Source organism: Kiloniella sp. (genome assembly GCF_048259265.1).
In the GTDB taxonomy this organism is placed as follows: Bacteria; Pseudomonadota; Alphaproteobacteria; order Kiloniellales; family Kiloniellaceae; genus Kiloniella.
In genome coordinates, this window is record NZ_JBLXHT010000002.1 from 51103 (window position 1) to 64727 (window position 13625).

11 protein-coding genes are annotated in these 13625 nt (G+C 43.5%); 10 read left to right on the forward strand and 1 reads right to left on the reverse strand.

From position 1 onward, the window contains the following. Nucleotides 1–105: 105 nt before the first annotated feature. The 10 genes from ACN0QW_RS03480 (at nucleotide 106) to ACN0QW_RS03525 (ending at nucleotide 11264) form a co-directional block, all read left to right on the forward strand. The gene (locus ACN0QW_RS03480) at nucleotides 106–1128 is read left to right on the forward strand and encodes a helix-turn-helix domain-containing protein (protein WP_417428807.1); all 1023 of its coding nucleotides are present in this window, start codon (nucleotides 106–108) and stop codon (nucleotides 1126–1128) included. A gap of 619 nt (nucleotides 1129–1747) precedes the next feature. Continuing rightward, nucleotides 1748–1912, forward strand: a complete 165-nt coding sequence (locus tag ACN0QW_RS03485; protein WP_417428809.1) for a hypothetical protein — start codon at nucleotides 1748–1750, stop codon at nucleotides 1910–1912. Between the two features lie 464 nt (nucleotides 1913–2376). After that, a complete protein-coding gene (locus ACN0QW_RS03490; RefSeq protein WP_299374607.1) occupies nucleotides 2377–2763 on the forward strand; it encodes a MerR family transcriptional regulator in 387 nt (128 codons plus the stop codon). A gap of 159 nt (nucleotides 2764–2922) precedes the next feature. Beyond that, entirely contained in the window at nucleotides 2923–3726 is an 804-nt protein-coding gene (locus tag ACN0QW_RS03495; protein WP_417429651.1) for an ABC transporter ATP-binding protein, read from the forward strand. Next, nucleotides 3723–5756, forward strand: a complete 2034-nt coding sequence (locus ACN0QW_RS03500) for an AMP-binding protein (protein WP_417428812.1) — start codon at nucleotides 3723–3725, stop codon at nucleotides 5754–5756. The genes ACN0QW_RS03495 and ACN0QW_RS03500 overlap by 4 nt, the downstream gene beginning before the upstream one ends. A gap of 1 nt (nucleotide 5757) precedes the next feature. Continuing rightward, nucleotides 5758–6651 (forward strand): branched-chain amino acid ABC transporter permease, encoded by an 894-nt coding sequence (locus ACN0QW_RS03505; protein WP_417428814.1) that lies wholly within the window; start codon nucleotides 5758–5760, stop codon nucleotides 6649–6651. 19 nt (nucleotides 6652–6670) lie between these two features. Then, nucleotides 6671–7735 carry a branched-chain amino acid ABC transporter permease gene (locus ACN0QW_RS03510; protein ID WP_299374616.1) on the forward strand — a complete coding sequence of 355 codons (1065 nt, stop codon included), beginning with the start codon at nucleotides 6671–6673 and terminating at the stop codon, nucleotides 7733–7735. 70 nt (nucleotides 7736–7805) lie between these two features. Further along, complete coding sequence (locus ACN0QW_RS03515) at nucleotides 7806–9032, forward strand: ABC transporter substrate-binding protein (protein WP_417428816.1); 1227 nt, start codon at nucleotides 7806–7808, stop codon at nucleotides 9030–9032. Between the two features lie 92 nt (nucleotides 9033–9124). Then, a complete protein-coding gene (locus ACN0QW_RS03520; RefSeq protein ID WP_417428818.1) occupies nucleotides 9125–9952 on the forward strand; it encodes an ABC transporter ATP-binding protein in 828 nt (275 codons plus the stop codon). Nucleotides 9953–10016: 64 nt separating this feature from the next. Then, a complete protein-coding gene (locus ACN0QW_RS03525; RefSeq protein WP_417428820.1) occupies nucleotides 10017–11264 on the forward strand; it encodes a phenylacetate--CoA ligase family protein in 1248 nt (415 codons plus the stop codon). Between the two features lie 18 nt (nucleotides 11265–11282). On the opposite strand, the gene ACN0QW_RS03530 is transcribed toward ACN0QW_RS03525, so the two are convergent. Beyond that, the gene (locus ACN0QW_RS03530; RefSeq protein WP_417428822.1) at nucleotides 11283–13481 is read right to left on the reverse strand and encodes an ATP-binding protein; all 2199 of its coding nucleotides are present in this window, start codon (nucleotides 13479–13481) and stop codon (nucleotides 11283–11285) included. Nucleotides 13482–13625: the final 144 nt, after the last annotated feature.

The window sequence follows — 13625 nt, forward strand, 5'->3', positions numbered from 1 at the left end:
ACGTGATGTAGGTCGTTCTCAATCGCGATTTAGTCATAATCTGTATGACTTTCCTGCTGTATCTATTTACAGTCTCAGTCCAGTTAACTCTTTTTATCAGGCCTTATGCTTTTCATTCCTGTGTCTTTTGTTGTCGCTTTGTTGCTACTTATTTTCCTGGCCCAAGGAATCGTGAGTGGCGGTGCCTTGCGAGAAAGTCGCCCTTTTCAAGCGTTGATTATTCTCTATGCAATACTTTCTGTACTGATTGGGATAAGGTGGGGGTATGGGGTGTTGATTACCTTGCCTCTGCAATCCATTTTTGCTGCGGGTTGGGCGTCTTTGGCTTGGTTGAGTTTCCGAAGCTTTATTCGTGAGGAGGGCGAAATTTCGCTTTCCAAGGATTGGTGTCACCTCTTGCCGGCTCTTTTGGTTGTTGTGCTGGTTGAAGTGTGGCCTGATCCAATCGATATCGCTTTGATTGCGATCTATTTGTTTTATGGTCTGGCGCTGCTTAGGTTAGCGCTGTCTGGGCCTGATCGTCTGAACACTGTTCGATTGTCCGAAGCGCCGCGCACTCATCTTGCCCTTTGGGTGACGTCAATTATTCTGATTGTTTTTGCCGGTGTTGATATCTTTATTTCCTATGACTTTCGGTTCATGGATGGCCAACTTTCAGGATTAGTTGTCTCTTTGGCGAATGTGCCTGCCTTGTTGATTTTAGGCATAGCTGCTTCTGTGGTTGGGAAACCTGTAACAGAGCAGGAAATTGAAGACGCTAATGTTGATCGTGCTATAGAACCGGAAGATCGCGAAGTTCTGGCCAAATTAGAACAACTGCTTGAAAGCAAGACTGTTTATCAGGACTATGATTTGAGTTTGGATCGACTTGCCCGTAAAAGCGGTATTACTTCCCGGCGTATATCCGGAGCCATCAATCGCCTAAAGGGGCAAAATGTCTCCCAGTTTGTTAATGGATACAGAATTGCCGAGGTTTGCCGCCGTCTTGTTGAAACGAATGAGACCATCACAAATATTATGTTTGAGTCCGGGTTCCAGACAAAGTCGAATTTTAACCGCGAGTTTAAGCGGGTGACAGGGCAAAGCCCCAAAGAATGGCGACAAAAAAATCCGAATGTAGAGTGCTGACCTTAGAGTTTATGCTTGGCAAACAGGTTAGAGATGTTTGGTTAAATTTAGGGGGTGTGTAAAAACGGCAACAGTATGTGTTGCTATTACGCAACTGTCACCTGGTAATTATTTTTGCAAGCTATTTTGAACTTGGCAAAAAAAGCTCGGACGAGTATTTGTTTTTTGTGAACTACTTTAAGCTTTAACAAGGAACGATTTATGACCCGTATTATCACCTCTGCATATATCCGCACGAGCGTGTTCGGGAATCGTTCTCTCCGAGCTTATGTTACTCGTGTTTTTCGATCAGCATTTCGTGGATGCACCCAATCATAAATCCACCGAGTGCCACACCTTTTCGGCACTGACTGTCTGAAAAATAGTATTTCACCTATTCATCCATAATTTGTTTAATTCTTGATGTTTGGCCTTCATGGGCATGTGATTTGTGTTTTCGCAACCATGAACTATGTGCTGTCTGATTGATCGCTCTGAAATAGCTTTTCCAATATTCGGCGAAGATATAAGGGGGCTGGTCTTACAGTGCCTTTTGCCGATAGATTCATGTTCAAATTTTGGGTGTTACACGAGTAACTATTAAATGCCGACAGTCGTGCTTACAATTATGGAGTAAGTCATGGCTAGAGTTATCAAGCTATTCAATCGTATTCTTTCTCGCCTTAAGGCAAGAGTTACAGCTGTTGATATTGAGGATCTTCCCGCGTCAATTCGTGAAGACATTGGATTGCCTGCAGACCCCGATCCACCAAAGTGGCCATTTCGGCAAGAGCATTTTGGGTAGAAGGGTTGGGTTGAAAAACTAAAATATTGGATGGTTAAAAATGGATGGAAGGCAGATCTCATTTGTAATCTGACTTCTGTCCATTTTTCTTTGAGGGGCATTTTTGATGGGAATCTTAGGTAATAAAATTACAAATTCAATAAAATTTGTGAAGTTGATAGGGGTGATTTTTGTTGAGTTTAATAGGTTTATGATGAGTTTTTATTCATAAACAAAACTTGAGTCTGCTATTTTGCAGATCATAGATGCGAAATTATTCGTTTATCTGCAAATAAGCAGATGTCATTATTCTGGTGTAGTAACTCGATATTATCGTTAGGATTAAATTTTTTTAATATTATCAAATGGTTATCTTGGTGATGACGAAGATGGTGACGTAAGGATATCGGTTCCTAACTTTGGAGATGTATTTGATAGATAAAAAAATTAATTGACCTTTACGTAAGATGTTACAAAGATAAAGTATGAATGAACAGGGCTTGTATAGCATTACGGAACTTACACATGAGTTTGGGATTACAACCCGAACCTTGAGGTTCTACGAAGGCAAGAATTTACTCAACCCACACCGGGAAGGGCGGAAAAGGTTATACACTTCGCGTGACAGGGCAAGATTAGTACTAATCTTGCGTGGTAAACGCTTAGGATTTTCCTTGGCCGAAATTCGCGAAATCATCGAAATGTATGATTTGGAACCCGGTGAAAGTGGTCAAATTCAACGTTTGCTCGAGTGTATTGCTAGACATCGTTCCAAGCTTGTTGAAAAGAGAGAAGATATTGATGAAATTCTCTCTGAAATGGCAAGAGTAACCGCTGTGGCATCACAACGCTTGGATGAAATAAAAAAATAAACCTGTTCAATAGGATGAGACGTGATCCTTTGTGATCATAGAGCGGTGTATCAATGAGTTCCTCATTCACGGAATGAATGGGTGTCTCGGTTGATGCCAGTAGGATAGTGGCATTTTTTGTCGCGGACAGGGAGAAGTTGTTTGGTTCAATCGGGCGACATGTTGCTCGAGGCGAATGGTATTAACCTTCGCTTCGGCGGAATTCGGGCTTTAACAGATGTGAGTTTTTCTGTCCGCAAGGGAGAAGTCTTCTCTATCATCGGGCCGAATGGTGCGGGCAAAACCTCTATGCTTAATTGCATTTCTGGACGATACAAACCCCAAGAAGGTGAAATTATCTACAATGGTAGAAACCTTATCGGGCGATCAATTAATGATCGTGCCGCTATGGGGATTGGCCGAACCTTTCAGAACTTGGCACTTTTTAGCCATATGTCTGTTCTCGATAATATCATGGTGGGGCGTCATCACCTTCTTAAGAATAACTTCTTTACAGGTATGCTCTATTGGATTGGCGGGGCGCGAAAAGAAGAACTGAGCCATCGTCGTGATGTTGAAGATATAATTGATTTCCTAGAAATTCAGCATGTGAGAAATGAGCCCGCGGGTACTTTGTCCTATGGCTTGCGAAAGCGTGTAGAACTTGCGCGGGCGATTGCGATTAATCCAGACCTTATTCTTCTGGATGAACCCATGGCGGGTATGAACCTTGAAGAAAAAGAGGATATGGCCCGCTATATTCTTGATCTTAACGAAGAGCTAGGTGTCACCGTTGTCATGATTGAACATGACATGGGGGTCGTCATGGACATATCAAACCGTGTGATGGTGCTGGATTTCGGCAAGAAGATTGCTGAGGGCTTGCCAGATGAAGTCATGGAAAATGAACATGTTAAGCATGCTTATTTAGGAGAAGAAGATGATTTGCTCCATGATGAAGAAGCAGAGGCAGTCGCATTATGAGTAACAACGAGAAAAAGCCAAACCTAAGTGTTGTCGGCAATGCGCACGTTATTGTCGGAAATGATATTGCCTGGAACACAACGGCTTCTGGTCAGGTTGATGTCGAGCTTTACGACACACTTCCTAAAATTCTTGCCTATAATGCTGCTCATTATCCAGACGAAGTCGCGCAACGAGAAAAAGAATTTGGAATTTGGAACCGTTTCACTTGGAAAGAGTTTAATGATCATGTCGGGCGTATGGCTCTTGGCATGGCTGAATTGGGGGTAGGGCAAGGAGACACCGTTGTCCTGATAGGCGATAACAGGGTCGAGTGGGTCTGGGGAGAAATTTCAGCACATGCTTGTCGTGCGATGAGCATGGGTATTTACCGGGATGCGCTGGAAGATGAAATTGCTTATCTAACTGACTATACTGAGCCCAAGGTTGTTATCGCTGAAGATGAAGAGCAGGTTGATAAGTTTCTTAATCTTGAAGACCGCATTCCTTCTATCAAACATATCATCTACACAGATCCTAGGGGAATGCGTAAATATGATGATCCTCGGTTGATATCATTGGACGCCCTTGAAAAACTTGGGCAAGCATCGCTGGATAAAGATAGCAATGCCTATGATCATTTAATTAACGCCACAGACCAAGATGATGTTGCGATACTCTGCACAACATCGGGAACAACATCCAATCCTAAACTGTCAATGTGGCCACACAAGGCATTTATTGGGCATGCTGCGTCTTATCTACGCGCAGATCCTAAGACTTCTGAAGATGAATACCTTGCTGTTCTTCCTTTGAGTTGGGTGATGGAGCAAATGTATTCAGTGGCTTGGAATCTAATCTCTCGTATGAAAGTTAACTTCCCGGAAGAGCAATCGACAGTGATGGCGGACTTGCGGGAAGTGGGGCCAAGTTTTGTTCTTCTGGCTCCTCGGGTTTGGGAAACAATTGCGGCGGATGTCCGGGCAAGGATGATGGATTCAAGTCCTTGGAAACAAAAAATGTACGACTGGGGCACGAAAAAAGCTTTGGAAGCATTTGAAAAAGGACAAGAATCTTTTGCTGCGGAATGGTTGTTGATGCGTGCCTTGCGGGATCGTCTCGGCTTTAAAAATCTGAAATCGGCCGCGACAGGTGGCGCAGCGATGGGGCCGGATACTTTCAAGTTCTTCCTCTCGATGGGAATTCCTTTGCGCCAGCTTTACGGGCAGACTGAAGCACTGGGGGCGCACACTATTCATAAGGCCGATGATGTAAATCACGAGTCAGTTGGCTCACCAATGCCTGGGGTGGAGCTCCGGATTGATAATCCGGATAAAGAGGGTCTAGGTGAAATATGCGTTAATCACGGCAATATGATGAGTGGCTATTACAAGAATGAAGTGGCCAGTAAAGAAACATTCGGAGACGATGGTTGGTTCCTAACAGGGGATGCTGGTTACTTTAATGATGACGGGCATTTGGTTGTTATTGACCGAATTAAAGATTTGGCAAGTACAATATCTGGTGTGAAGTTTTCGCCACAATATATTGAAAATAAACTCAAATTTTCAACGTATGTTGCTGAAGCTGTTATTCTTGGTGCAGATAAACCCTATCTGACTGCGATAATTTGTATTCGTTATCCTATCGTTTCAAAATGGGCTGAAAAGCGACGCCTTCGCTTTACGACCTATACAGACCTATCTGCACAATCAGCTGTTTATGAACAGCTGCGTAAAGAAGTTGAGATGGTAAATGCCACTCTGCCGCCTGCGCAACAGATCAAAAAATTCTTGCTGTTGTACAAAGAACTGGATGCGGACGATGGCGAACTCACACGGACAAGAAAAGTACGCCGCGGTGTGATTGCTGATAAATACGGCGATATTATTGACCGTCTCTATTCTGATGATGACCATGTTGATATTGATACGGTTATCCATTTTCAGGATGGAACGAAGCAGCGAATTGTTACCACGCTTAACATTGAAAACTTAGGGTCGGATGATGCAAATCCTCGCCCGGAAAAACAGCTGGCTGGGGGGCGTTAAGATGAATTGGGATCTTTTATTCCAACTAATGATCAATGGTATCATTGTCGGCCTGTTATATGGCGTTGTCGCCATGTGTTTTGTTCTGATTTACAAGTCCACACAGGTTGTTAATTTTGCCCAAGGTGAGTTTCTTGTTCTTGGTGCATGGGTTTGTTGGTTTTTTGTCATGAAATGGCAGTTACCCTTTGTTGTGGCCTTCTTGTTTGCCATGGGATTCATGACCGTCTTTGGTATCCTTGTTCAGATGGTTATCTTGCGCCCACTCATCGGGGAGCCGATTATCTCTGTGATCATGGTAACTATTGGATTGTCCATTTTCATGCAGGCGCTTATGAACTGGGTCTTTGGTAATTCAGCAGAGCGCTTTCCTTCTGTCTTCGGCGATGAAACCATATCGATAGGCGGGCTTCAGGTTGAGACAGCTTATCTCATGTCGCTGGTGCTTTCTCTCGTCGTCATGGGATTATTCTACTACTTCTTCAAGTTCTCTCGCTATGGATTGGCCATGCGCGCAACTGCCTATAATCAGCAGGTTGCCCAATCATTAGGTATATCAGTTAAACAGGTTTTTGCTATGGCTTGGGCTATCTCTGCGCTGGTGTCCTGTATCGCCGGAGTTGTTCTGGGGCTTGTGAATGCTGTTTCAAACTCATTGGCGATTATCGGCATTAAGGTTTTCCCGGCAGTCATCGTTGGCGGGCTTGATTCAATTGTTGGTGCCGTCATCGGGGGGGTCATCATTGGGCTTCTGGAAAATTTGGCAGAGTTTTTTGATGGCCAATTCTTACACATCGGCAACATGTATACCGTTGCTCCGTTTTATGTGCTGATCATTATCTTAATGATAAGGCCCTATGGTCTTTTCGGCACCAAAGATATCGAACGCATCTAAGAAAGGGAGCGGTTAAGTTATGTCACATGTTCCTCATCCGCGCCCTTGTGGTGATTTCAGAACCACATACAGCGACGATACATCGTTATTTCGTACTAAAGTAGAAGGCTATGCCGTTTACCTCGGGATTTTTGCTCTGCTGTTTGCACCGTTGGTGTTTAATGATTTTTATATCAGCCAGATGATTCTAATCGGCATTTATGCAATAGCAGCCCTTGGTTTGAATGTTCTTGTTGGTTTTACCGGGCAAATTTCCCTTGGGCATTCAGCCTTCTTTGGGTTTGGTGCTTTTGCTTCAGCTTGGTTGAATAATACAACAGGGATACCTGTGTTTATTTGTATTCCGCTCGCGGGGTTAATGACGACCGCGATTGGGATGATATTTGGTATCCCTGCTGCTCGTCTCAAGGGGCTTTATCTGGCTATTGCTACGTTGGCATCCCAGTTCATTCTGCAAGATTTCTTTTCTCGTGCAGATTGGTTCTCTGGCGGGGCGTACGGTTCTGCTGCCGAGGTTGTGAATTTTCTGGGTATCGACCTTGATACCGATCAGAAATATTTTTACCTGGTCCTGTTCTGGGTTGTTGTCTCTTTTCTCGCAGTAAGTAACCTTCGCCGTTCCAGAGATGGTCGCGCACTGGTCGCGGTTCGGGATCATTATCTGTCTGCTGAAATTATGGGCATTAACTTGACCCGTTACCGGATTATGTCATTTGGTGTTTCCAGTTTCTTTGCTGGGCTTGGTGGCGCACTCTATGCCCATTATCTGCAATATGTTTCAGTCGAAGGGTTTACGATCCTGTTGTCTATCCAATTCCTAGCCATGATCATTATCGGTGGTTTGGGATCAGTTTCAGGATCGCTGCTTGGTGCTATTTTCATTCTGCTGCTGCCACAATTTATGGAAGAGATCGCCAGTAGTGCAGCAGTGGTTTTTGAAGGCATCGAACAAAGCAAAGCCTATATCAAAGAAATGTCCGTTGGCGCAGTGATTATTCTGTTCCTTATCTTTGAACCAGAAGGACTTATTCATCGCTGGCGTCTTATTCGGGCCAGTTGGAAGCTTTATCCATTCTCTCACTAAGAGAGAGGCATTCATTCCGCGGCGGCCGGGGTGGAAATATAATAATGATGCCGCCAAAAGGGAGAAAGACATGAAGCAGCGTATTCTCGCCGCAACACTTGCCCTGACGGCAGCTAGTAGCTCAGCCTTGGCAGAAGATTCAGTATTTGTTGGTCATCTTGTTGATTACACAGGTCCAACATCGTTTGTAAGTAAGTTCTATGGTCCGGGCGTACGTGATGCCGTTGACTACATCAATTCAACTGGGGGAATTGATGGTACTAAAATCGAAATGGAAACCATTGATTATGCTTACAAAGTTCCGCAAGCAATTGCGAACTACAAAAAGTGGAAATCAAAAGGTATGATCGCATTACAAGGCTGGGGTACGGGTGATACCGAAGCTTTGATCTCGTTTGTAGCAAAAGATCAGGTTCCTGTTTGGTCCGCATCATATTCCGGTCACTTGACTGATCCGACGGGTAAAAACCCGAAGACGAAGAAGCCTGCGCCATACAACTTCTTTTATGGCCCTTCCTATACAGATGCATGTCGTGCTCTAGTTCAGTGGGCGGCAGGTGATGCCAAGGAAAAGGGGATTTCCGATCCAAAATTTGTGCATACAGGGGATAATCATCCCTATCCGAATGCACCAAAAGAAGGTTGTGCAGAATACGCGACAGAATTAGGACTTGAAGTCCTGCCGCCTGTTGTCGTGCCACTTGGCCCCGGTGATTTTAAAGCACAATGCCTGACCATTAAAGAATCAGGTGCTAACTATGCCTATATTGGTAATCTTGGTGGCTCTGTAATTTCTCTTCTTAAATCCTGTAACACAGTTGGCGCTGATGTGACTTATATGGGGAATGTCTGGGCTGGTGATTATCTGACTATTCAAGCTGCAGAAGCAAAAGACTATGTCTTCCCGACAGCAACACCTTTCTGGGATGCCGCTGCTGATGGTATGGCGCTTGTTTATAAAATTGCAGATGATAGTGGCTTTTCCAAAGACGCCAAGCCAACACATCACTATATCCGTGGCGTTTGCTCGGCTTATTACATGAAAGAAGCAATGGAGTGGGCAAAGGCGAATGGTGGTCTAACGGGTGAAAACATCAAAAAAGGGATGTATGTGAACCAAAACTGGACACCTAAAGGCCTTGAGGGCGTTTGCCTGCCATCAAGCTGGTCCCCTGAAGATCACCGTGGAAGTACTGTTGTATCCATTAATAAAGGATCTTTCGAAGACGGTGCTGTGAACATTGAGCGGATTGCTGAAATGACACTGCCGCGTCGTGACGATTGGGTTGGTTACTAATCGTAAATTAGGTCAGGTCTGTCTTTGATCAGACCTGACCTTTTCTTTACATGTTATTTTACAAATCTGGCCTTTATCTAAGGATCTCCCCTATGAGTTCTGTATCTCAACTTCAAAACCAAACTCAGGATGAAATCATTCTGGCCGTTAATAATGTTGAAGTGGTCTTCAATGACGTTATTCTGGTGCTCAGAGGATTGAACCTGACGGCTGAACGCGGGAAAATTACCGCGCTATTGGGGGCAAACGGGGCCGGAAAATCTACGACGCTTAAGGCCATCGCCGGGCTGCTGGGATCCGAAGACGGTGAAGTCAGTCGCGGTGATATTGTTTATAATGGCATGAATATTACTCAAACGTCGCCAGAACAGCGCGTGCGTAACGGGACGTTTTTGGTGATGGAAGGCCGTGGCATTGTCCAGGATATGACGGTGATCGAAAATCTTCGTCTTGGTGCCTTTACCCAGCCACAAAAAAATGTCGCCGAAGACATGGAAAAGGTATTTGCCTATTTTCCACGCTTAAAAGAAAGAACAGGGCTTGCCGGATATCTTTCTGGTGGAGAACAACAAATGCTGGCGATCGGACGCGCCCTTATGGCCCGTCCGGATCTTATTATGATGGATGAACCTTCCATGGGGCTTTCGCCGCTTCTGGTAAAGGAAGTTTTTGGTATTATCAAGCGCATGAATGAAGAGCTTGGGATTAGTGTTCTCCTCGTTGAGCAGAACGCCAATATGGCGCTTCGGGCTGCGGATTATGGGTATATCATGGAGAACGGTAAAATTGTTCTTGATGGAACCGCAGAAGAATTAATGAACAATGAAGACGTCAAAGAGTTTTATCTCGGCGGTGGCGGTAGCGAACGTAAGTCATTTAAAAATATCAAATCTTTCAAACGACGTAAACGCTGGCTGTAACAGCCTTATTGTCTCTGTGCTTTACTTTTAAACCTGATGAATGCCGTGAATTGGATTGCTTTTAATGACTGATTATTTTGATCATAAGGAAACTCGTAGCCAGAATGAACGGGAAAATGATCAGTTACAAAAGCTGCAAAGGTGCCTTTCTGAGGCAAAAGAAAAGGCTCCATATTATCGTAAGACACTTGCCGATATTGAGCCGGATCAAATAAGTTCTATAACAGATCTGGCAGCGCTGCCTGTTGTCCGCAAATCAGATTTGATAGAGATGCAAAGTGATGCGTCTCCTTTTGGTGGGTTAGGACAAGTTTCTGCGGGTGAGATGGCACGTCTGTTCCTATCTCCAGGGCCTATTGTCGAGCCACAAGGGGTTGACGGTGATATCTGGCGTGTTGCTCGTGCTTTACACGCCGTCGGTTTACGTAAAGGTGGTGTTGCCCATAATTGCTTTGCGTATCATTTCACGCCTGCCGGGATCATGTTTGATTTTGCTGCCCGTACATTAGGTTGTGCAGTTTTTCCCGGGGGTGTCGGACAAACAGAAAGCCAAGTACAGGCAATTAATCGGTTCCAAGCCGATACCTATATGGGGACGCCTGATTTTTTAAAAATCATACTTGAAAAAGCTGATGCATTGGAAACGCCGATATCTTCGATAAAACGTGCGCTGGTAACTGGTGGACCGTTATTCCCTGATTTAAGGCGATATTACGAAAGTCGAAATATTCATGTAAGACAGTGTTATGCAACAGCAGACGTCGGCCTGATTGCTTACGAAAGCGAAAACCTTGAGGGAATGATTCTTGACGAAGATGTAATCGTTGAGATTGTACGTCCGGGTACAGGTAACCTTGTGGCAGAGGGGGAGGTTGGCGAAGTGATTGTAACTTGTTTTAATCCGAACTATCCACTCATACGTTTTGCAACAGGGGACTTGTCAGCGTTAATGCCAGGTCAGAGTCCCTGTGGGCGGACAAATCGTCGAATTAAGGGCTGGATGGGGCGTGCCGATCAGACAACAAAGGTACGAGGCATGTTTATTCATCCCGAACAGATCGCACGGATTGTTGAAAAACATGACGAAGTTGTAAAAGCACGTTTGGAAGTTAGTGAGAATGCAGGACGTGACAACATGGCTTTACATTGCGAGATCACAAGTGATTGTGATCGTGAAAGTTTACGTGAAAGGTTAGAGGAAAGCATTCGATCTGAATGCCGGCTACGTGGGGAAGTGACCTACACAGAGATTGGAACGTTACCCAACGATGGTAAGGTTATTCATGACGACCGACCGATCACCAGTGCATAAAAATATTTAAGGAAATATTTAGGGTAGAATATTATCCAAGTCGCTTTGTAGCTTTTTGATTTCATCTTCGGCATCTTGGCTAAGTTTGGCTGGTTGTTCGGTCGATTTAGCTGATGATGGACTTGGTTTATCAATATGTGCGGCGCTCACCCATCTTGATATAGCACCAATCAAAGCCTTTCGATCAATTGGTTTTGAGACGTAATCATCCATTCCAGAGGCGAGGTAGAATTCGCGATCACCCTTCATGGCATTTGCAGTCAAAGCAATGATTGGAATGTCTGATGTCGGGGCAGGAAGATTACGAATTCGTTTTGTGGCTGTTGGTCCGTCCATTTGTGGCATCTGGACATCCATTAAAATAACATCGAATTCTTGTTTTTGAACAATCATGTAAGCTTCTATACCGTTATTAACGATATGTAATTTACAATTTAATGATTTGAGTAGCGACTGAATCACTTTTTGATTTATCAAATTATCCTCAGCCACTAATATCTTGATGGTTTTTCCTATATATTCAGGAACATGATCTCTAGCTCGTTCGGCTTCCTCTTCTTCCCTAACTTTTTGCTCATCTCCTTTTTCCACAAGGATTGTGAACCAAAAGGTTGATCCTATGCCATCGACGCTTTCGACCCCGATCTCGCCGCCCATTAAATGTGTGAGCTGTTTGCAAATAGCTAACCCCAGACCCGTACCGCCAAATCTTCGAGTTGTGGAAGAGTCTGCCTGAGAAAAGACCTTAAAAAGGTTTTCTTGATTTTCCAAAGAAATGCCTTCGCCAGTATCTTCAATTTCAAATCGCAACTTTATTTTGTTACCAATAGTTTCCATTTGCTCAATAATAATAGAGATCTTACCCGTGTGGGTGAATTTAATAGCATTTCCAATAAGGTTATAAATAATTTGTTTTATACGCCCGGGATCACTTTTGATAATATCTGTATTCATGGGTGAGTTTAGTATTTGAAACCTCAGGTTTTTTGCTCTTGCCCTTGATTCCCAAAGTGCTTCGGTTGTGTCCAGTAAACGATTTAACGAGAAATCTATTTTTTCCAATTCAATTTTTTCAGCTTCAATTTTTGATAGATCGAGTATGTCATTCAGGAGAGAAAGCAGCGATTCACCTGATTCTTTTATCGTAAAGACGCTGTTGTGCTGCTCGCTTGTCAGCTTGCTACTCAGTAAAGAGCTGACCATACCGAGAACCCCGTTCATAGGAGTACGTATTTCATGGCTCATAGAAGCAAGGAACCTTGATTTTGCCAAGTTTGCAGCTTCAGCTTGATGTTTGGCGTTTTCCAGTTCAGCAGTACGTTCTTGGACCCGGACTTCCAAGTTTTCTTTGGCTTTATTAAGTGATTTGGTGGTTTTAAAAAGGATGATAAAGGCTATGGCAATACCCAGAGCCAAAAGGCATGTGCTCGCGAGCATTATGCGTGTATTGTTTTCGGCATCCTGATAATAGGTGCTGAACTGATTATTTTGTTTTTCAATCAGTATGCCCAATATAGCAAAATTCTTTGAATCCGTAAGATCCTTTATGAGTACGGAAAGGTCTCTATCTAGCGTAATTAGCTGTTCTGCATAGTTAATAATGCTTTTCAGCTCGTTATTTTCTACGTTATCAAGGTCTGCAGAAAGCTTGTTTAGGTTATCTATCAGTTTGGATAGACCAACTCTGATTTCTGCATGATTATGTGTTTTTTTATTATTCACGAGTGTAATCAGGTTAATTAGGTCTTTCTGGATGACTTGTGTATTATCACTGCCGTAATAATTCTCTGAAAACGTGAATAGTATTTTAGGGAAAAAGACTTCAATATCTTTGTATAGTGCATTTTGATTTTTAAATATTTTTATGATTTTTTTTCGTTGAATATGGTTTCGCTTGTATGCCCTGAAGAGGGTTTGGAACTCTGGATTACTGAGCTTTTTTGTATCCAGACTGCTTTCTATGTTTCTAAGGGTCTGGTCGATTGCTTGATCTGCTTGATCATATTTTCCGTAATCTGTTCTTGTTCCCAGACGTTGTTTTAGAATTTCTTCATTGATATGCGTCTCGTTTGTTTTCAAGTCTTGCAGCATCAGGCTCATTTGCTGCATTTGAACTGGGTGGGTTCGCTGTGTTTCTATGTAGGTGAATACTATTACTGCGCAAAGACATAACGTAAATATTATCAGGATACTTTTGGTTATTGCTCTACGCATCATTACCTCCGACTTTCGAAGACGGAGATTTCAGCTGTGCCATAGACTTCCATCAAGCAGATGAAAGCGCAGTCTTTCGTTGGATTGTGACAACAAACCATGTTAACTCATGATGTAATTGTTAGGTCATGATGCTATCTATGGTCG

Bases quoted from the DNA above. Each gene is read 5' to 3' on its own strand.
- ACN0QW_RS03525 (WP_417428820.1), top strand. From the start codon at position 10,017: ATGACTGATTATTTTGATCATAAGGAAACTCGTAGCCAGAATGAACGG.
- ACN0QW_RS03505 (WP_417428814.1), top strand. From the start codon at position 5,758: ATGAATTGGGATCTTTTATTCCAACTAATGATCAATGGTATCATTGTC.
- ACN0QW_RS03520 (WP_417428818.1), top strand. From the start codon at position 9,125: ATGAGTTCTGTATCTCAACTTCAAAACCAAACTCAGGATGAAATCATT.
- ACN0QW_RS03480 (WP_417428807.1), top strand. From the start codon at position 106: ATGCTTTTCATTCCTGTGTCTTTTGTTGTCGCTTTGTTGCTACTTATT.
- ACN0QW_RS03510 (WP_299374616.1), top strand. From the start codon at position 6,671: ATGTCACATGTTCCTCATCCGCGCCCTTGTGGTGATTTCAGAACCACA.
- ACN0QW_RS03495 (WP_417429651.1), top strand. From the start codon at position 2,923: ATGTTGCTCGAGGCGAATGGTATTAACCTTCGCTTCGGCGGAATTCGG.
- ACN0QW_RS03500 (WP_417428812.1), top strand. From the start codon at position 3,723: ATGAGTAACAACGAGAAAAAGCCAAACCTAAGTGTTGTCGGCAATGCG.
- ACN0QW_RS03515 (WP_417428816.1), top strand. From the start codon at position 7,806: ATGAAGCAGCGTATTCTCGCCGCAACACTTGCCCTGACGGCAGCTAGT.
- ACN0QW_RS03530 (WP_417428822.1), bottom strand. From the start codon at position 13,481: ATGATGCGTAGAGCAATAACCAAAAGTATCCTGATAATATTTACGTTA.
- ACN0QW_RS03490 (WP_299374607.1), top strand. From the start codon at position 2,377: ATGAATGAACAGGGCTTGTATAGCATTACGGAACTTACACATGAGTTT.
- ACN0QW_RS03485 (WP_417428809.1), top strand. From the start codon at position 1,748: ATGGCTAGAGTTATCAAGCTATTCAATCGTATTCTTTCTCGCCTTAAG.